The sequence below is a fragment of the Ruegeria sp. BA2 genome (genome assembly GCF_056539605.1).
This window is the reverse complement of record NZ_JBQFVE010000002.1, coordinates 83,290-100,626: the sequence shown is the minus strand read 5'-3', so window position 1 is coordinate 100,626 and position 17,337 is coordinate 83,290. Positions and strand designations below refer to the sequence as shown.

19 protein-coding genes are annotated in these 17,337 nt (G+C 56.6%); 5 read left to right on the top strand and 14 right to left on the bottom strand.

What is annotated here, in order from left to right:
- Window position 1: 1 nt before the first annotated feature.
- Genes ACR0NN_RS05135 through ACR0NN_RS05115 form a run of 5 tightly spaced genes read right to left on the bottom strand, consistent with a single transcriptional unit; the run spans window position 2 to window position 4,892 of the window.
- Window positions 2–478 carry a hypothetical protein gene (locus ACR0NN_RS05135; protein ID WP_170726124.1) on the bottom strand — a complete coding sequence of 159 codons (477 nt, stop codon included), beginning with the start codon at window positions 476–478 and terminating at the stop codon, window positions 2–4.
- A complete protein-coding gene (locus tag ACR0NN_RS05130) occupies window positions 475–1,758 on the bottom strand; it encodes an amidase family protein (protein WP_170726118.1) in 1,284 nt (427 codons plus the stop codon). The genes ACR0NN_RS05135 and ACR0NN_RS05130 overlap by 4 nt, the downstream gene beginning before the upstream one ends.
- On the bottom strand, window positions 1,758–2,645 hold the full coding sequence (locus tag ACR0NN_RS05125) for a polysaccharide deacetylase family protein (protein ID WP_170726108.1): 888 nt from the start codon (window positions 2,643–2,645) through the stop codon (window positions 1,758–1,760). The genes ACR0NN_RS05130 and ACR0NN_RS05125 overlap by 1 nt, the downstream gene beginning before the upstream one ends.
- The gene (locus tag ACR0NN_RS05120; RefSeq protein ID WP_170726017.1) at window positions 2,642–4,177 is read right to left on the bottom strand and encodes an amidohydrolase family protein; all 1,536 of its coding nucleotides are present in this window, start codon (window positions 4,175–4,177) and stop codon (window positions 2,642–2,644) included. Before ACR0NN_RS05120 ends, ACR0NN_RS05125 begins: the two co-directional genes overlap by 4 nt.
- A 19-nt stretch (window positions 4,178–4,196) precedes the next feature.
- Entirely contained in the window at window positions 4,197–4,892 is a 696-nt protein-coding gene (locus tag ACR0NN_RS05115) for a DUF1989 domain-containing protein (RefSeq protein WP_480684040.1), read from the bottom strand.
- Between the two features lie 305 nt (window positions 4,893–5,197).
- Here ACR0NN_RS05115 and ACR0NN_RS05110 point away from each other — a divergent pair, with 305 nt between their 5' ends.
- Window positions 5,198–5,776 carry a VOC family protein gene (locus ACR0NN_RS05110; protein ID WP_170725998.1) on the top strand — a complete coding sequence of 193 codons (579 nt, stop codon included), beginning with the start codon at window positions 5,198–5,200 and terminating at the stop codon, window positions 5,774–5,776.
- Window positions 5,777–5,818: 42 nt separating this feature from the next.
- Here ACR0NN_RS05110 and ACR0NN_RS05105 read toward each other — a convergent pair whose 3' ends face one another.
- The 5 genes from ACR0NN_RS05105 to ACR0NN_RS05085 form a co-directional block, all read right to left on the bottom strand.
- The gene (locus ACR0NN_RS05105) at window positions 5,819–6,817 is read right to left on the bottom strand and encodes a branched-chain amino acid ABC transporter permease (protein WP_170725992.1); all 999 of its coding nucleotides are present in this window, start codon (window positions 6,815–6,817) and stop codon (window positions 5,819–5,821) included.
- A gap of 1 nt (window position 6,818) precedes the next feature.
- Complete coding sequence (locus ACR0NN_RS05100) at window positions 6,819–7,691, bottom strand: branched-chain amino acid ABC transporter permease (RefSeq protein WP_170725985.1); 873 nt, start codon at window positions 7,689–7,691, stop codon at window positions 6,819–6,821.
- Complete coding sequence (locus ACR0NN_RS05095) at window positions 7,688–8,362, bottom strand: branched-chain amino acid ABC transporter ATP-binding protein (protein WP_170725982.1); 675 nt, start codon at window positions 8,360–8,362, stop codon at window positions 7,688–7,690. Before ACR0NN_RS05095 ends, ACR0NN_RS05100 begins: the two co-directional genes overlap by 4 nt.
- Window positions 8,355–9,083: an ATP-binding cassette domain-containing protein gene (locus tag ACR0NN_RS05090; protein WP_170725979.1), complete on the bottom strand. Its 729-nt coding sequence runs from the start codon at window positions 9,081–9,083 to the stop codon at window positions 8,355–8,357. The genes ACR0NN_RS05095 and ACR0NN_RS05090 overlap by 8 nt, the downstream gene beginning before the upstream one ends.
- An 88-nt stretch (window positions 9,084–9,171) precedes the next feature.
- Window positions 9,172–10,380, bottom strand: a complete 1,209-nt coding sequence (locus ACR0NN_RS05085; protein WP_170725970.1) for an ABC transporter substrate-binding protein — start codon at window positions 10,378–10,380, stop codon at window positions 9,172–9,174.
- Window positions 10,381–10,413: 33 nt separating this feature from the next.
- On the opposite strand from ACR0NN_RS05085, the gene ACR0NN_RS05080 reads away from it, so the two are divergent.
- The 3 genes from ACR0NN_RS05080 (at window position 10,414) to ACR0NN_RS05070 (ending at window position 12,015) form a co-directional block, all read left to right on the top strand.
- On the top strand, window positions 10,414–10,623 hold the full coding sequence (locus ACR0NN_RS05080; RefSeq protein ID WP_170725964.1) for a hypothetical protein: 210 nt from the start codon (window positions 10,414–10,416) through the stop codon (window positions 10,621–10,623).
- A gap of 78 nt (window positions 10,624–10,701) precedes the next feature.
- On the top strand, window positions 10,702–11,163 hold the full coding sequence (locus ACR0NN_RS05075; RefSeq protein WP_170725956.1) for an ester cyclase: 462 nt from the start codon (window positions 10,702–10,704) through the stop codon (window positions 11,161–11,163).
- Between the two features lie 66 nt (window positions 11,164–11,229).
- Window positions 11,230–12,015 carry an SDR family oxidoreductase gene (locus tag ACR0NN_RS05070; RefSeq protein WP_170725951.1) on the top strand — a complete coding sequence of 262 codons (786 nt, stop codon included), beginning with the start codon at window positions 11,230–11,232 and terminating at the stop codon, window positions 12,013–12,015.
- A 191-nt stretch (window positions 12,016–12,206) separates the two neighbouring features.
- On the opposite strand, the gene ACR0NN_RS05065 is transcribed toward ACR0NN_RS05070, so the two are convergent.
- The 4 genes from ACR0NN_RS05065 to ACR0NN_RS05050 are packed head-to-tail and all read right to left on the bottom strand — an operon-like array spanning window position 12,207 to window position 16,147.
- Window positions 12,207–13,163 carry a sugar phosphate isomerase/epimerase family protein gene (locus tag ACR0NN_RS05065; RefSeq protein ID WP_170725944.1) on the bottom strand — a complete coding sequence of 319 codons (957 nt, stop codon included), beginning with the start codon at window positions 13,161–13,163 and terminating at the stop codon, window positions 12,207–12,209.
- Complete coding sequence (locus ACR0NN_RS05060) at window positions 13,153–14,025, bottom strand: phosphotransferase (protein ID WP_170725941.1); 873 nt, start codon at window positions 14,023–14,025, stop codon at window positions 13,153–13,155. Before ACR0NN_RS05060 ends, ACR0NN_RS05065 begins: the two co-directional genes overlap by 11 nt.
- On the bottom strand, window positions 14,022–15,029 hold the full coding sequence (locus tag ACR0NN_RS05055; RefSeq protein ID WP_480684035.1) for an Ldh family oxidoreductase: 1,008 nt from the start codon (window positions 15,027–15,029) through the stop codon (window positions 14,022–14,024). Before ACR0NN_RS05055 ends, ACR0NN_RS05060 begins: the two co-directional genes overlap by 4 nt.
- On the bottom strand, window positions 15,026–16,147 hold the full coding sequence (locus ACR0NN_RS05050; RefSeq protein ID WP_170725933.1) for a mandelate racemase/muconate lactonizing enzyme family protein: 1,122 nt from the start codon (window positions 16,145–16,147) through the stop codon (window positions 15,026–15,028). Before ACR0NN_RS05050 ends, ACR0NN_RS05055 begins: the two co-directional genes overlap by 4 nt.
- 105 nt (window positions 16,148–16,252) lie before the next feature.
- Here ACR0NN_RS05050 and ACR0NN_RS05045 point away from each other — a divergent pair, with 105 nt between their 5' ends.
- Window positions 16,253–17,167, top strand: coding sequence for a LysR substrate-binding domain-containing protein (locus tag ACR0NN_RS05045; RefSeq protein ID WP_170725930.1), 915 nt, complete (start codon window positions 16,253–16,255; stop codon window positions 17,165–17,167).
- The last annotated feature ends 170 nt before the right edge of the window (window positions 17,168–17,337 follow it).

Sequence of the window (17,337 nt, the reverse complement as noted above, 5' to 3'; positions counted from 1 at the left end):
GTCAGGGGGATCGGACGTCGAACCGGTCTGCAGTCAGACCGGTTGCCACAAACGCGTCAGCAATCGAGGGCAGGATGTCCCATGCTTGTGAGGCAATGGCCCAACCGTCGGGGTTCTTGATCAACAAAAAGGCGCTTATGTCCTCGGTAATATCGCTGCGGTTTTCATGCATTTCACAACCCGCCATGGCCACGGCTACGTTGCCCGCGATCCAGACATGCATCCCAACGCCTTTCTCTTCGAAGACAGGGATCTTGCCGGTATCGCGCAGATCCTGCATCCGTTCTCCAAACGCTTGCGCTGATTGGGCCTTGGCGGGTCGGGCCGAAGCAAAGAGCTGCGCGCCCTCGACATATGCCGCGTTCAGTGCGTCCAGATCGGGAGGGGTCGCTTCATCCCAACACAGGGCGCGAAACTGGCGTTTGATCAATCGGGCAATCTCGGCCCGGTCCGCAGCAATTTGGGTCTGGTCGGTCATGCGAATACTCTGATTTCGAGGGAGAGAAGGAGTTGGGCGATATCATCTGCCGCGCTCAACATTGCATCGTCACAACCCGTGGTGGCGCACAGCATCAGGGATTGGCCAGGAACCCGCCCTGCTACAGGCATGGCCAACGAAGGCAGGTCCAGAAACGCGCTCAGCATGGTCAGGCTGAGCGCTTTTGCGTTTTCAAAGGCGAACTGTTCCGCATCGTTTTGCACCGATGCAAGTGTGGGCGGCAATTTCGGTACAGTGGGCATAAGCAGAAGTGCGTCCCCCAGCAGGCTCGTCATCGCCCGTTGGGCCCTTATGCGCAGCGCCCTGAGTCGCGTCAGCTTGCCGGGATCTATCGACATCCCCTGCGCGATCCGCCTGCGCACGTTGGGATCCATATCCCGATGGTTCAGCGGAGCGAACCTTGCCAAAACATCCGGCGCTTCGGCCGCGGCCAGGGTACCTTCGCGCTCAAAACTGTTTCGTACCTGCGAAAATACCGGGATGGGAATGGACGCGACTGAATAACCCGCCGTTTTCAATGCGCGCTGCGCAATGGGCAACAGCGCGGCAATCTCGGGCGCTAACGGGCCAAGGCTGTCTTCGTCAGGGATCACGATGCGCGGTCGGCCGAGATTTTCAACGAGCGGGGTTTGATTGCAAATCGCAGCATCCAACGCACGAATGCCTGCCATATCGTGGGCCAAAGGACCCGGCGTATCAAGCGAAGGTGCCAGTGGCAGAATACCTGCATCACAATAGCGGCCCATTGTCGGGCGGAACCCATAGATACCCTGATACGCCGCTGGTACGCGCGTCGAGCCTGAGGTGTCCGATCCAATCGCCAAATCCGCGATGCCCATCGCAACCGCAGAAGCGCAGCCGCTGGATGACCCCCCCGGAACTAAGCTGGCATCCAACCCATTTGCGGGTGTGCCAAAATGTGGGTTCAGGCCCAGCCCGCTAAAGGCGTATTCCGACATATTGGCATGGCCTAGTGGCACGCCACCCGCCGAAGCAATTTGCTGCACCAACGGGGCTGAGCCGGTTGCGGGCTTCGCGGAAAACGTACGGGTTCCGGCAGTGGTGCTTAGGCCTTCGATATCGATATTGCCCTTGATGATCACAACCTGCCCAGCCAGCACCAGATCCGCCGCAGGCGAGGCGTCGATGAGGCGTGCAAACTCCAAAGCACTCTCGGCGCCACGTGTCAGAAACACATTAGCCGCAGACGGTTGGTCTGCACGCCCTAAAGCGTGGGCAAGGTTGCTTTGCGCAGTCATCAAAACAGGACGGGTTTGGTATAGTAAGGCAGTTCTTCAACACGGACGGCGGCTGGATCTTTTTCGGCTTCAGCCCGGACATGGGCTGCAATCTCGGACATAGTCGCAAACCAAACATCCCCACGCTCGAGAATAGCTTCGAGCCATCGCTCGACCTGACGCCAGCGCGCCAAACGACCGGTCAGGAATGGGTGCCAGATAGCCAGCCAGAAGCCACCATATTCATATTGTGCCTCGAACTCTTCCCAGAACCCTTCAAGACCCTGACTGGGTCCAGCGACCGGCATCATATAGCCAATCTCATCATAATGCGCGAAAGGCGGCCAGTCATCCGTTCCCCAATGCACAGGAAGTTCCACGAGCGACCCCTTATCCGTCTTCATCAGGTAAGGGATGTCATCGGCCATCAACGAGCTTTCATATTCAAACCCATGTTCGATCATTAAATCGATGACCGTCTGATTCACATTATAGACCGGGGCGCGGTACCCTTTGGGTGTGTTTCCAATGATCCGCTTATGGCTGTCGAGAGCACGCTCAAACCATTCGCGTTGCTCGGACGGACCATGCGCAGTGGGGTCTTCGTGAAGATACCCGTGATGTCCAATCTCATGACCATCCTTTAGGATCATTTCCATCGTATCCGGGTATTGCTCGACCACCCACCCCGGGACGAAGAAGGATTGTTTGAGGCCAAATTTCTGGTAGGTCTCGAGGATCCGGGGGATTGCTACGGTCGGGCCATATCGGCCCATGGAAATTGGATATAGCCGATCATGCCCGTCTGTGGGGCGCGAGATATGGATCAGGCTGTCGGCGTCGATGTCAAAGCTGATTGCGCAAGCACAGCGCGCACCATTCGGCCATTTAATCGGATTACGGATCATATTGAATTCTCCTGTTGATTTGGGCCGCCGCAATAGCGCAGCACGGGCGCGGGCTGCGTCCCTTCACGCTCCCACCGCGCATACCAGTTTTTCAGATGAGGCCGCAGCGACTGGGCCACTTTCAATGCGCTAGGATCTGGTGGGGACGCATCCAACTCATCCCGCAAACGGTCCAGCAGAGCGGGCTCATCCACGCCGCAAGCCATACCGTCTCGTAAAATAATCTGCCCGTTCACGACAACATCGCGCACATCCCGGGCAGTGACACGGCCGACGATCAAATCCAGCGGATCGACATTCGGAGCGGTCCAGGGGTTTATCGCCCGCGTCATATCTACAACTATCGCATCGGCGCAGAACCCAGGTAGCAGCTTACCCAGCTCATGCGCGCGACCCATCAGGCGCGCGCCACCTTCAGTCGCCATTCTCAGAACATCTCGAGTCGTCAGAGCAGGTGCTGCGGGATGCGGCGGACGGTTCAGCGCAAGCGCCAGTCGCATCTCGGCAAAGATATCTTCGGCCCCGCCCAAGGTTGTCCCGTCCATTCCCAGCGCGGTGTGCACCCCGGCGGCCTGCATCGCAGAGACTGGTGCCACACCTGAGCGCAGCCGTAGGTTCGAGCCGGGATTGTGGCTGACTTGCGTGCCGCTCCGAGCCAGATCTTCGATATCTGCATCGCTTGGCCAAACCACATGGGCCAGCGAGAGCCGGTCGTTCAAAACACCCAGATCCGAGAAATGGCGCATCAGACGTTTGCCGCGGATACGTGGGCTTTCAAGACCTTCATAGAAGCTCTCCAACGCGTGGGTCTGAACGCGCGTGTCCAGACGTTCGGCCTGAGTGGCGATACGCGCCAAAACGTCGTCCGGGGTCCATTGAGGGCCTGTTGGGCCGAACCAGTAATCGATCAACCCATCGCTTTGAGGGACTAGGTGTGACAACAGATCAAAATATGCATCTGGCGACAAACGGTTGCGCCGTGCTTCGCTGTCCAGCACCTGCGTCCGCAGGGTCGCCGGCAGGCTGGCCAGGAACTCTGCCTCTTCCCCGTGTCCGTGCACGATGCGATTTTGCCAGCGCTCACCCGGGGCAATAGCGGTCCGCAAGCCGATTTCACGATAGCCTTGGGCCTTTTCCAACAGGCGATCCTCGGCATCGGCGCGTGTTGGCCCGGAAGAGCACATATCGACGACGGCGGTCACGCCAGTCTTGATCAGTCTCAACCCTGCATGTGCACTGGAGACATAAGGAGACAGACCAACCATGGAAGTTCCATAAAACATCCATGGCTCAAGAAAATCGTCCGGCACGTTCTGATTGGCCAGCTCGACCCCGTAACAGTGGTGATGCGCGTTGATCAGACCGGGCAGAATGGCACAGTCCGTGCCGCCATGTTCGATCACGCCAGAATGTTTCTGGCGCATCTCGTCAATCGGGCCGACTTCAACCACGCGCCCACCCTGCACAAGGACGGCGTAATCCGCGCGTATGTCATCCACAGACAGGACAACCCATCGACCAAAAAGTAGCATGGCTGACATCCCTGCGCCCTCAGCCTTGATCGACCCGGAACTCCAACCGATCCGGGACAGTGCCTTCGCCGTTCACCGGTGTCACATCCTGAGGACAAGCCGACATCACTGCAATGACATCCATATCGGCCCGGAAACTCATGTAGTCACCGGGCTTGGAAACAGGCGGTTGAAAACTTACACGGCCATCGGGCTGAACCGGTACGTTCATCCACAGATTGAACGGCGCAGGGATCGCCGGGGCGCGCAGGCCGATGGCAATCAGCGCCTGACGCAGGTTATCGGCGCAATTGTCGTGGTATTCGGTCAGACCCAGTTGCTGATACCGCGCGTGATCACAATTTGCGATCACCGTGTCATGAATACCCGGAGAGCTATCCGCCGTAATAGTCATCAGCGGCCGGCGTAGGTTCGAAACCACCCCATCGCCGACCTTGGGAAAGATCGATAGCAGCGAGGTATGCAGATGCTCCATCGAGCTGTATTCGTCCGGATCATCCGCATTGAAGATCCAGAAATCACATACCTGATACCCAACGGGATTGGTAATAGTCAGGCTCTGCCCCTTGGACACCTTAACCGCCCTGCCGCATCTTGCCGGGATCTCATAGGTTCGGCCCAATTCGGGGGTTCCGCCATTCGGCAATCCGATCTCAAGGCTCTTATTGGTGCCGTCTGGTTCACCTGGATCAAAACGAGAAACTGTAGAAAACATAGCGCTGACCTTGATGAGAATAGGTTCCTTCTAACACACACCAAATGGGCTGCGGCGAAAACTGAGGAAATCTCAGGTCTGACTGAAGGAAATTCGCACTCTAGCCGGGTTGTCTTCCATGCAGTGCGGGTAAAGCTTTGCCGAGATGACGTTGTACCGTCGATCCCATGGGGTATTTGCCCCTGATCAGGGATGAAATTCCTTCAAGTCCCGGATGATTTTTCATCGTGTGACACCCGTCGCTAAAAGGGCTGAAACTGCAATCAGCGGCTTAAGACCCGTATCTCAACCCATCGGAGAGAACCATGCCCCTAGAACCAAACACGCTATTGTCAAACCTGCCGGATGTGACCAGCGGAGAAACACTCTCGAACACATATCTTGGCAATGTGGTTGAACTGGCCATCGTCACTAACGACCACGTCAAAACCATGGAGGGCCTTTGCCGTCTTGGGATTGGACCTTGGGCGGTTTACACATTCTCGCCCGAAACGGTCACAGATCAGACCTATCGCGGTGCGCTATGTGAGTTTGCGTTGAAAGTCTGTTTTGCCAAATCCGGCAACATGATTTGGGAGCTGATGGAGCCCCTTTGGGGGCCCTCGATCTTTCAGGATTTTCTGGACAAGAATGGAACCGCTCTGCACCACGTTGCCTATGATTGCAACGATGCCCCGTGGGAAGAACGCCTGGCCGAACTTGAGGCACGCGGGTTCAAAATGGTTCAATCCGGCAAATGGCAGGGCAAGAACGCGTTTGCCTTTTTCGAAACCGAAGAGGCAACGGGCACTACGTTTGAAACCTATCATTTCCCCGAAGATTGGGACTACCCAGAGCCTGAAAGCTGGTACCCTGCCCCGCCGCCGGGGCAATTGAACTGGTAACTGGGTAGAACGGCGGCAGACACCCTGCCGCCGCTTTACGTTTCAGGTATCACCGCGCTTTTTGAACAGCCCTGCAACACCTTGTGGCAGGAAGATCACCGTCAGCACAACCGCAAGCCCCAAAAGCAACAAACGGTAATCGTCAAAAGTGCGTAGCAATTCGTTGCCGATCACCACGATGAACACACCCAGAACTGCGCCTGGGAACCGACCCATACCTCCGATGGCCAGCATGACCATCGCCATCAGGAAGAACTCGGTACCCAGGACTTTCGGGGTGACGACGCTGGTGTAATGGGCATAGACACCCCCAGCGACAGCGGTGATCGTGGCCGACGCGACAAAGGCCAGCATCTTGTACTTGTACTCGTTCACTCCGATCGCCTGCGCAAAGGTATCCGCGTCGCGCATCGCAATGAAGGCCAGCCCCATACGTCCGCGCAGGATGATGAAGTAGATCAGGTAGACGCAGATTGACCCGATCGCCAGCGTCACCCAATACCATGTCAGCTTGTCGATCGAGGACACCTGATAACCGAACAAGTTCAGCCACGGAATTCCCAGAAGACCGGTATTGCCGCCCATGCCAATGGCTTTGCCCTGCTGGATCAAAGGCGGCAAGGCCAGATGCACGGCAAAGGTAAATAGGGCCACGTATTCACCTTTCAGACGCAGGCTGGGCACGGCGACGATCACGCCGATGACCGCGCCTATCCCAGCGGCGGCGGTGATGGCCAGCAATGGGGTGATCCCCGCATAAATCGACAGCATCGCCGATCCGTAGGCCCCGAAGGTAAAGAACACCAACTGCGCATAGTTGAAGATGCCCGCATAGCCCAGGATAAGATCCCAGCTGGCGATCACGATGCACCAGATGAACACCAGGATCAGAATGTGGTGAAAATAGCTATCTCCAATCAACCCACCCATCAGGGCAAGGGCCGCGATCACGCCCCAATAGACCGCTGAATCCTGTTTCAGGCCTGCCCCGGTAAAGACCGAAGGGATGAACGAGGTTTGCGTGTCTTTCCGGTTCGACATCTTAGTTCTCCCACACACCGAACAGCCCTTTGGGACGCACCATCAAAACGATGATCAGCATCAACAGCCAGGCCGGCATTGCCCAACTTGGGCCGATATAGAAAATGACAAAGGCTTCGAGCACGGCGAGGATAAAGGCCGCCACAAAGGCGCCTTTGGTGCTGCCCAAACCGCCCAGAACCACGATGACAAAGGCCTTGAGGAACGGGGCCCATCCCCCCAGGGGTGAGACCAGAAACACCGGGGCCAGCAAGATGCCAGCGGTGCCGGTCAGTACCACCGACAGGGCAAAGGTCAGCGAGAACACCTGATTGACATTGATCCCGACCTGATTGGCGCCTTGCATGTCCTGGCTAACCGCACGCACCGCTTGTCCGTAACGCGTAGAAGACAGGAAGAATTCCAGCGCACTCACCAAAGCCAGCGAGATTACAAAGATCGACAGTTTGTACCATGTGATCGAGATCCCACCGATCACCAGCGATCCTTCGACAAAAGGCGGAATGGTGCGCGTGCCGGGGCCAAAGATCAGTTGCAAGCCGTTTTCGATGATAAACGCCAGCCCCAGAGTCACCATGATCGTGTTGATCTTCCAGTTATCGGATCCGCGCAGCGGTCGGATGATCGCCCGTTCAATCCCGGCCCCGGTCAGCGCAAGGATGGGCAGCACGATCAACACGGCCAGCCACAAGGGCAGACCAGGCCCGCCAGCCACCAGAAACCACGCCAGAAACCCGCCCAGCGAATAAAGCGATCCATGGGCAAAGTTCAGAATGCGGGACGCACCATAGACCAGCGACAGGCCCACCGCGACCACGCAATAAACAGCGCCCTGAGTGATGCCGCTGATCAGAATTTCGAAGATCTGCGTCATAGGACCTCCTGCATATTGGCTGTGTCGGTCTCGGTGACGATGCCTTCTTCGATCGAATAGACCCGATTGATCATGCTTTTGAGTAGAGCAAGGCTTTGCTCGACGATCAGAACGGTCAAACCATCCGCATTCAGGTGCGAGATCGTCTGCAACATGGTTTCAGTCAGATTTGGAGCCAACCCCAGCGACGGCTCATCAATGGCCAGCAATGTCGGGTCCGACATCAGACCGCGCCCCAGCGCCACCATCTGCGCTTCGCCGCCAGACAAAGATCGGCACAATTGATTTCGACGCTCGGCCAGCCGGGGATAGAGCGAGAATACCCGGTCCAGACTGTGTTTTTCCTTGGCGCGCGCGGCAGGCAGATAGGCCCCCAGTTGCAGGTTCTCCAGAACGGTCATGTCCGGGAACAGGCGGCGATCTTCTGCCACATAGACCAATCCGCGCCCGACCAGTAGCGGCGCACGCTGTCCGGCAATGTCGGACCCGTCAAAGCGGACCGAGCCCGATTTGATGGGTGTCAGCCCGCAAATCGCCTTAAGAAGTGTGCTTTTCCCATGGCCATTCGCCCCGACAACAGCGACCATTTCGCCCTTGCCCACGTGCAAGGATGCGTCGTGCAATACATGAAAGTCGCCGTAAAAGGCGTTGACGTCCAAGACCTCAAGCATCGTGTTTCTTTCCGAGATAGATCTCGACCACATGGTCGTCGTTCAGCACCACTGATGGCGCATCCAGCATGACGAACTCGCCGAAGTTGATGATCAGTATGCGGTCTGCGATTTCGGCCAGCGCGCGGGTCTTGTGCTCGACCATCACAATGGTGATCCCCAGCTCTTCGCGCACATGGCGTATGACTTGCAGGAACTCGACGATCTCTTCGGCGTTCAACCCGCCCAGGGGTTCATCCATGAAGATGATCTCGGGGCCTGTTGCCAATGCCGCGCCCAGCATGATCCGCTTGCGGGTCAACAGATCGGCTTGTGCGGCCGGGCTGTGCAGATGGCTTTCCAGCTGCGTCAGAAACAGGATTTCATCCATCGAGATGCCGGTTTCTTCCCCACGCGCCTCGCGGCCAAAAATCCGACCTGCAAGCAGGTTTTCCCCCACCGTGACCGAGGACAGCAGCGTCGGGATCTGAAAGGTTTGCGCGATCCCCAGCCCGCATCGGCTGTGTCGCTTGAGCCGGGTGATGTCCTGGCCGTTGAAAATGACCTGACCGGCTGATGCGCGCAGCCCGCCGGTGCAGACATTCATCAAGGTGGATTTTCCAGCCCCGTTCGGGCCGGCCACACCCAGGATCTCGCCCCGCTCGATGTGAAATGACATGTCGGTCAGCGCCCGGAATGGCCCGAACTGCATCGTGACATTTTCCAACGACATTTGCGTCATGCGTCGAATTCCTGTGCTGAGCCGGAGATTGGAAAAACCGCGCCCTGGGGAGACTAGGGAGAGAAAGGGCGCGGTTTTGTAGTGATCGTCAGTTGACCCAGGCCGGTTGGACGATTTCGCCCACCTTCCGGTCACCGACGACCAGGCGCACGCGCTCACCGTTTTGAACCTGAAACAGTTGCGCGGGTTGCGTGTCCGAACCGTTGTTGATGAAGTTGCGGTCGTTGAAATCAAAGGTGCCAACCAGGCCCTGGTATTTCATCGACCGGATCGCATCAGCGACAGCGGTGTGATCTGACGCGTCGCCGACCTGTTCAACCGCTGCAGCCCACATATAAACCATGTCATAGACAGCGGCCGCCAGGCTGACCGAAGGTTCAAACCCATAGGCTGCTTCCCAACGTTCGACAAAGGCATTGCCCGCCTCGTTATCCTGATGCGCGTTCAGGGTGAACGACAGCAGACCTTCGGCCTGACCTTGCGCGATCACATCGTCCAGACCGGTGGTCGCACCGATGTAACCGACATTCAACAAGGCATCCCCGGCTGGGTTTTCCTTGTACTGCGACAGGAAGGTTGTCGCCACTGCGGGCTCCAGCGCTTCCAAATGGATCAGGGAAGGCTGTGCTTCGCGGATCTGAGACTGGATGCCGGTCCATTCGACGGTGTCATAGGGGACTTCCTGAATATACACGACCTCCCAACCGGCAGCCTCGGCGGCTTCGGCCATGGATTTGGCGTTGTTGATATCCCATTCGAAATCGCCGTGCACAATCGCCAAGCGGTTGGTTTCAAAAGTATATCCGGTGTTCAACATCATATCAAACTGGGCTTTTCCATAGTTCAGATCGATGTCGGACGCGTTGAAAATCGCATTGCACCGCATCCGCTCGGCCAGATCGATCACACCAGCCACTGCGTCATTGTGGATATAGGGGATGCCATAGGGGCAGAAGGCCGGAATATCAGGCCCCATACCGCCATAGCCGTTGATCAATGCGCTGACGCCGCCACGCTCGATCAGGTTCGCAGCCGCCGCCGACAGTTTGTCAGGTGTCAGATCACCAATGTCGAAGGTTACAACTTCGATCTGATTGCCCAGCAACCCACCCTCGGTGTTGATCTCGTTGACGGCGAGGTTTATCGCCTGCTCCATGGTTTCGCCGTCAGCGGCGAAATACCCGGTCAGCGGAATGGGTGCACCCAGCGCAATCGTATCCGCAACCGCAGCACCGCCACTCAGCAACCCGGCGGCAAGCCCGGCCCGCAAGGTGGTCTTGATAAAGTCAGTAGCCATTGTCGTTCCTCCCGTTTGGAACATGTCGTGTTCTTGAGCGGAGGTAGCGACTGGCCTGACTGGCCATTTCACCGCCCGATGCCAATGCGCAACGGACCTATCCGCCGGATGATTGACCCAAACGCAGTGCGCGGTCAGATCGGCGCCACGACCCCGGAAACCCAGGACATCTGCGGCGCTGCCAATCGTCATATGCGACAACTTTGTAAGAACGTGCCTGAAATCTCCTCAGCCCAGACCTGAGGTTTCGTCGGGTGACAGACAGCGCCTGTGCCTGCGACTTTCCCGCTCAAATCAGGACAAAACCAGACGGAGACCGACATGACCGAACAAGAGCGCAACAAGGCCACGGTGGCCGACATTTATGCGACTTGCTGGAACAAGGCCGATATGAATCGCGTCGATGAAATCTTCAACGAAGACGTCCGCCACGGCCTGTTACTGGACGGGTGGCCGTCTGGGCGTGATGGCTTCAAAAAGCTGGTCGCATTCTGGCGCGAAGCGTTTCCCGACATCCATGAGGACGCCATTGATCTGGTCGCTGACGGCAACACGGTGATGTCGCGTTTTCGGCTGCGGGGCACGCATAAGGGCGACTTTTACGGTGTTCCCGGCACGGATCGCAATGTCGATATCTATGGCGCCGAATGGTTCAAATTCGATGAGAACGGCAAGGTGACTGACTACCTCTATCACGAAGACACGCTGGGTCTGTTCTTTCAGCTGGGTGTTATGCCGCTGCCGCATCTGGCTATTGCTGGCGTAGATGGAACCGAAAAGTAAACCGCATTCAATTCAATCAGTTGCCGGGTACTTACCCGGCAATCTTGCGTTCAGGAGAGCCGCAACATGGATAAGGCCACAGGCCTCGACTTTTCAGGTCAAACTATCATGGTCACCGGCGCAAGCCGTGGCATCGGGTACGGTGTTGCCCGCGCCTTTGCACTGCATGGGGCTGACGTTCATATCCTGTCGCAAGGCAAGGATGTGCACGATTCTGCACGGGCTTTGGCCGAGGAAAGTGGTCAGACCGTCACTAGTTGGACCTGCGATATCACCGACAGCGCTCGGGTAAGCGAGGTGTTTTCCCAGCTACCAGCACTTGATGTGTTTGTGGCCAATGCCGGGCTTGAGGACGTTACCCCCATCACCGATCAGAGCGCCGAGGCCGAGGCCCGCTTTCGTCGGGTGATCGATATCAACGTGATCGGCACCTATCTGTCCACTCGCGCTGCTGTCCCCCTGCTGCGCGACAACGGGCGCATCATCGTGACCGCCTCGATCTGGGGCACCACTGCGGAGGCCGAGCTGGGAGCCTATATAGCCTCGAAACATGCCAATATCGGCTTCATGCGGGTTCTGGCAAAAGAACTCAGCCCGCGCGGAATTCGCGTGAACGCAGTCTGTCCCGGCTGGGTGCTGACCGGTCCTGCACTGAACACACTGCGTGAAATGGCCCAGGATCGTAGCGTAAACGAAGAAGTGATCGAAGCGGAAATAAGTGCTGGGCAATCTTTGCCCGGATTGCAAACTGCCGAGGATATCTCGCTTAGTTATCTCTACCTAGCGTCCCCGCTTGCAGCAAACATAACTGGGCAGAAGTTGAACGCAGACAGGGGTGCGGTACAGGGGTAAGGGAGATGCGAAGTGGCTTACGCAAAGCCGAACCCACACCCGTAAAAAACGTGATATCCTCCGTGGGCTTTTTCGAAGTCACCTCGCTGAGATCACTCTTTCCCATTCCCGTTAGTCAACTGGTCAAATTAATCTAACTCGGAGAGAATCCGGACACGCCTTTGCATCCTGGAGATAGTTTCGGATCGGCCTTACATATTCCAAGGCCCGTCGCAGCCGAGTTCGACCAGCACAGATTTGTACCACGCCATCCCGCGGACAAGAGCGCTCTCTTCAAGACGAACTAGATCGGGTCCAGTGAGTTGCAACTGGTCTAGTACCAATTGGCTGGGATCAAACGGCGGCTGAGCGAAAGTGAAACTGCTTTCACCCAGGACAACACCGCCCTGCACAACGCGCCCTGGTTGAATAGGCGCTGAATAAGCCCAAACGTTTTCGAAAGTGAACCTGCGCAAACCTTGATCTAGAAGGCGCTGGGTTAGATGCTTGATCGGCAGGCTCCCCTCGCCCATCGGTACGCCAGCGACCGTCAATTGCCCCGCATCTTCGGCACGTACCATCACGTGGTCCTTTACATGCACCGAATGCACATGTTCAATCACCGCGTCCAAGGCAGCCTCAGGGTCTTCAAGCACCATTTGCGAGTTGCCGTAGTCATACAGGATCATCAGGCGAGGATGATCTACACCCTCGACAATCTGGGCAAGTTCCGGGCCGGTGAAGTCTTCGTGGTTCTCTAGCACAACGGTAACGCCCACTTGCTCCGCGTGGTCCACCACGGTAGCCAGATCACTCTGTGTGGCATTCAGCATTTCGGAAGGTGTGCCCCGATACCGCGTATAGGTGCGCAGTGTATCCGCCCCCATGTATGCGGCCACATCTAACAGTTCGCGCATGTGCGCCGGATCGGTGCCTGAGGTATCGACCTCCAGGCTCATACCTTCGGATTGCAGATACTCCCGCAGCGCATCCATCCTAGAGCGGTCCTTTCCGCCCAAATGACGATAGTTGGGGTCATTCAGTGACAGCGATATTCCCGACAAGCCATAGGATTTGGCCAATCTGGCAAAGGCCAGTGCATCAAAGCCGGGCACATGTTCAAAATGGTGCCAAAGGCTGAAAGAATGGATGGTTAGGTCAATCTGCATTAGCCCGATCCAAAATAAGAAAAGTTTCCGCGTCTAATGCGCGGCGATAGCGTGCTCTGACATCCGCGTCTGCATGCGTGGATGCACGCAGCCCGCAGTACCCGGCCATGCGCCACGCGAAGAACGGCTCCAGCTGGTGATAGCGCACCTCGACAGCGGGTAGGTTCAGGGAACTGAAGAATTGTTGCCGGTCCTGCAGCGAAAACGGAGTGCGCTGGGACAAGATTTGAAAAGCAGGGGACAGGAACGAGTAAATGTCCTCGCACAGATCGCCTGCGGCGGGGCATTGCCAGTCAATCAGCCTAAGCCCATCTCCCTGCCCAATAAGGTTCGAAGCGCCGATATCGGTGTGGATCAGAGACAGCCGAACAGGGGGCGGTAAATCGATTGGCACAGGGCGCGCTGGCGCTGGCAGATCGCTGCGGGCAAACAACCGATCGCCTTCGGTCAGAATGTCACGCGGCGTAAGCGGTACGTGTCTAAAACCCACCGGGTCAGCTGCCTCTTTGCGCAACAGCAAAGCAGCAACAGCGCTCATGTCTCCATCCCAGGTTCCGCCCTCAACATACGCACTGGCCATGACCTGTGCGTCGGGCCAATAGCCGATCAGGTTGGGCGCGACATACAGTGGTGCGAGCAGACGTGACGCCGCTGCCTCGTCAGCAGGCAAGTTGGGAAACAGCGTGCCTTTGATTGGTTCCGCAAAGAACTTAAGCACCAGTTTACGTATATCGGTTTCAACCAGATAGACGCTGTTTAGATACCCACCTTGCAACAGATCCACGCGCTGAGGGATATCTTGCAGTTCAAGACGTTGAAAAAGCGCTCGGATAGAAGCCACCGTTTCGGCATTCCGCGTCATCGAAAACCTGCCAGCTTTTCGTAGAGCACGGCATCCAACTTCAACCCTTCTTGGGCCAATGTGATTTTGTTGGCCTCTCGCCGCTGATTGGGTAAACGTGCGCCACTCTGGGACAAAATACTTTGGCTCAATGCCCCAATGCGTTGACCAAACACATTCCCCGAGAATTTCTGCGGGTCAATTGCAATGAAGAACTGGCCATTGTCGATTGGCCGACCATCATCGTCGGTAAAGGACCCCATCGTTGTGCCCAGCTCTCCGCCAGCCACGGCGGCGCAGAGCACCTCGACAATCAGCCCCATGGAAAACCCTTTCGCGCCACCTGAAGGGGCCATCGACCCGGCCAATCCCGCCTCAGCAACCGTGGTTTCATGACCTTCCGCATTCAACGCCCAGCCAAGCGGGATCGGGCGGCCTTCGTCAGCGGCACGTTTCACAGCGGTCCACGCGACCGCCGAGGCCGATTGATCGATCAGAAAGGCAATTCCACCCGCACCATCCGGCACAGCAAAAGACAAAGGGTTCGTGCCGATGACCGGCATATTCCCGCCAACCGGCGCTATTGCAGGTACCGAGTTTGTAGCACCAAAGGCGACGAGACCTGCGCGCGCCAGAACACCGGTGTGATATCCCAAAGTGGCCGCATTGTAAGATTTGTGAACCCCCATCGCCGCGATGCCCTGCGCCTTGGCCGCCGGGATCAATTCGGCAAATCCAGCCTCGATCGCGGGATGCGCAAACCCATGGCATGCATCCACCTGAAACGCGCTCTCTGAAATTTTGCGCACATCCGGCTCGGCGTTTCCGTCCACTTTTCCATTCAAAAGGTGTTCGCAATAATATTGCAGCCAGTAAAAACCGTGCCCCTCCAGCCCCGACAATTCCGTATCGAGAATTGCATCGGTGAAGTAATCAGCCTTGTCAGTTGCCAAACCGGCCCCGGTCAGGGCGTCAAAGATCAATGAACGGGCGTCATCGGGCGTCAGGGAAATGATCTCGCTCAACGTAGCAACTCCTGCTCCAGATCCTCTGTCAGCGTGATCCCCAAACCGGGGGCGTCGCCTAATTCAAGCCATCCGTCTTGCGCGGTCAAGGGCGATTGCAATATCCAATCGCGGCGTTCAAGCGACCATTCGGGCGGATCATATGGCCATTCAAGCCAAGGGACGTCCCCCACCCCTGCAGACAGGTGCGCATTGGCCAGCACGCCTATCCCGTTGGTCCAGCTATGAGGGGTCAACACCACGCCTGCCTCACGCGCCATCAGCGCCAGCCGTCGCACGCCAGTGATGCCCCCAGTCAGCGCCACATCGGGTTGAATAATGTCCAGAGCTCGGTCTTCAATCAGATCGCGGAAGGCATCCAGTTCGCGGGTCATTTCCCCCCCGGCGATGCGCAGAACTGTCATCTGGCGTAGCTGGACCATGCCCTTGCGGTCCGCACGGTGTAAGGGTTCTTCCATCCAATACACACCCAGGTGTTCAAGTTCGCGCGCGACAGCAAGCGCATCTTTCAACATCCAGCTGGCGTTTGTGTCCCAGGGCATACGCCAGCCCTGATTGCAATCCACCATCAACTCCATTCGGTCGCCAATGGCCGCGCGCACAGCTTCAAGCGCTTTGATATCCTCGCGCCAGCCACTGCGCCCACCCTCAGCTGACGTGAACCGGACCTTCATTGCAGGAAAACCTTCGTCAGCAAACCGCTGCGCCTGCGCAGCCATCGCTGCCGGATCCCGCAGCACACCTGATGACGCATAAAGCCGGACACGATTGGACCGCCCGCCCAGCATCCGCCACACCGGCTCACCCGAAATTTTGCCACACAAGTCCCATAGGGCCAAATCCAGGGCCCAAGGACGCCCGTAGTGAAAATTGAGATGTGACAACACCTCGTAATGGCGTTCCAGATGACGGGGATCGTGGCCAAGAAACAGCTCCTGATGCCCGTCAAAGCCAACCATCAGATCGCCCGAGCCAATTCCAATCCGGCCATCGCTATCCGTCACCCGAACAATGGTCACATCAAAGTGTCCACGTGTGCGACCATCCCAACTGGCCTTGAACGGTGGGTCAAGAACCTGTCGGTGATGGGTGATTTGAATATCTGATATTATGGACAATTGTCGCCTTCCGTCTGCTCGCTGACGTTCTGGGAGTTGATCATACGTCCCATCAAAAGGTATCCAAACTGCCTAAATACCTGCATTCAACCCACACAAAAAGTCATGGTCAAACGTACATTGGACAGAATTTCATTGAACGCCCTTCGGGTATTCTACGTGTGCGGCAAAAACATGAATTTCTCTGCGGCGGCACGTGAGCTGTTGGTTTCGCAGGCAGCTGTCAGTCGCAGAATCAAGAATCTAGAAGACGAATTGGGTTATGATTTGTTCATTCGGAATGGTCGCCAATTGTGCTTCAGTCAAAGAGGCGAGCAGCTGTTTTTCAGATTGCATGATCTTCTGGGGTCATTGAGCGATACGCTTGAGTTTCTGGCGGATGAAACCGCATCCACTCCTATTACCATCGCCGCAGGAAACTCGATTTCGCATTTATGGCTCAATGACAAGCTTCGCAAGTTTGCAGCAGAGCATTCTGATGTGCCTCTTCGGGTGCACAGTACAGATACCCTTTCCGAAATAACCGATACCGCCAATGACCTTGCTATCATCTACTGTGCCGGCAGCTGCCCCGGCTGGTCGCTGACTCCGTTGTTACTAGAAGAATTGGCGCCAGTGGCTGCCCCGCAATATCTTCAATCTGCAGGGCTAGGGAAACACCCAGCTGATGTTACACCTTCTGAGCTGCTCCAGCTTGACCTGCATGACTATATGCTCTCAGACTCGCGTTGGTTGAACCTTCAAAGTTGGATGAACCGTGTTTCGGGACGCGAGGCAACCCTAACTCCCACTGCAATTTATCCGACATATATGATGGCCCTTGACGCAGCGCTTGAAGGACAGGGAGTGGTTCTAGGCAGTCGTGCTTTGATCGCCCCATACTTGGCAAATCATGACCTGACTGAAGTAACATCAAATGTTCTGCGAACAGGGTTTTCCTACAACTTGGGATATCCTCGCGACGAAAAGCCAACGGGAGCAATCGAACTCTTGTACAATCAACTAATGCTTGATCGGTAAAATTGGATCAACGAACAACGATTTAATGTTTAGATTGCCACTGAGCATAACAGGACCCAACTCAGTTGTTGTAATGAAACCCTCTGGCCGAGGAGGATATTCGAAATGCCAAAACCCCCATGCAGTAATCATTGGTGCGTTGTGGACCTGTCGCGTATTTGTGCCCCCCC

Coding starts and splice junctions, on each gene's coding strand:
- ACR0NN_RS05135 (WP_170726124.1), bottom strand. CDS start 478: ATGACCGACCAGACCCAAATTGCTGCGGACCGGGCCGAGATTGCCCGA.
- ACR0NN_RS05130 (WP_170726118.1), bottom strand. CDS start 1,758: ATGACTGCGCAAAGCAACCTTGCCCACGCTTTAGGGCGTGCAGACCAA.
- ACR0NN_RS05125 (WP_170726108.1), bottom strand. CDS start 2,645: ATGATCCGTAATCCGATTAAATGGCCGAATGGTGCGCGCTGTGCTTGC.
- ACR0NN_RS05120 (WP_170726017.1), bottom strand. CDS start 4,177: ATGCTACTTTTTGGTCGATGGGTTGTCCTGTCTGTGGATGACATACGC.
- ACR0NN_RS05115 (WP_480684040.1), bottom strand. CDS start 4,892: ATGTTTTCTACAGTTTCTCGTTTTGATCCAGGTGAACCAGACGGCACC.
- ACR0NN_RS05110 (WP_170725998.1), top strand. CDS start 5,198: ATGCCCCTAGAACCAAACACGCTATTGTCAAACCTGCCGGATGTGACC.
- ACR0NN_RS05105 (WP_170725992.1), bottom strand. CDS start 6,817: ATGTCGAACCGGAAAGACACGCAAACCTCGTTCATCCCTTCGGTCTTT.
- ACR0NN_RS05100 (WP_170725985.1), bottom strand. CDS start 7,691: ATGACGCAGATCTTCGAAATTCTGATCAGCGGCATCACTCAGGGCGCT.
- ACR0NN_RS05095 (WP_170725982.1), bottom strand. CDS start 8,362: ATGCTTGAGGTCTTGGACGTCAACGCCTTTTACGGCGACTTTCATGTA.
- ACR0NN_RS05090 (WP_170725979.1), bottom strand. CDS start 9,083: ATGACGCAAATGTCGTTGGAAAATGTCACGATGCAGTTCGGGCCATTC.
- ACR0NN_RS05085 (WP_170725970.1), bottom strand. CDS start 10,380: ATGGCTACTGACTTTATCAAGACCACCTTGCGGGCCGGGCTTGCCGCC.
- ACR0NN_RS05075 (WP_170725956.1), top strand. CDS start 10,702: ATGACCGAACAAGAGCGCAACAAGGCCACGGTGGCCGACATTTATGCG.
- ACR0NN_RS05070 (WP_170725951.1), top strand. CDS start 11,230: ATGGATAAGGCCACAGGCCTCGACTTTTCAGGTCAAACTATCATGGTC.
- ACR0NN_RS05065 (WP_170725944.1), bottom strand. CDS start 13,163: ATGCAGATTGACCTAACCATCCATTCTTTCAGCCTTTGGCACCATTTT.
- ACR0NN_RS05060 (WP_170725941.1), bottom strand. CDS start 14,025: ATGACGCGGAATGCCGAAACGGTGGCTTCTATCCGAGCGCTTTTTCAA.
- ACR0NN_RS05045 (WP_170725930.1), top strand. CDS start 16,253: ATGGTCAAACGTACATTGGACAGAATTTCATTGAACGCCCTTCGGGTA.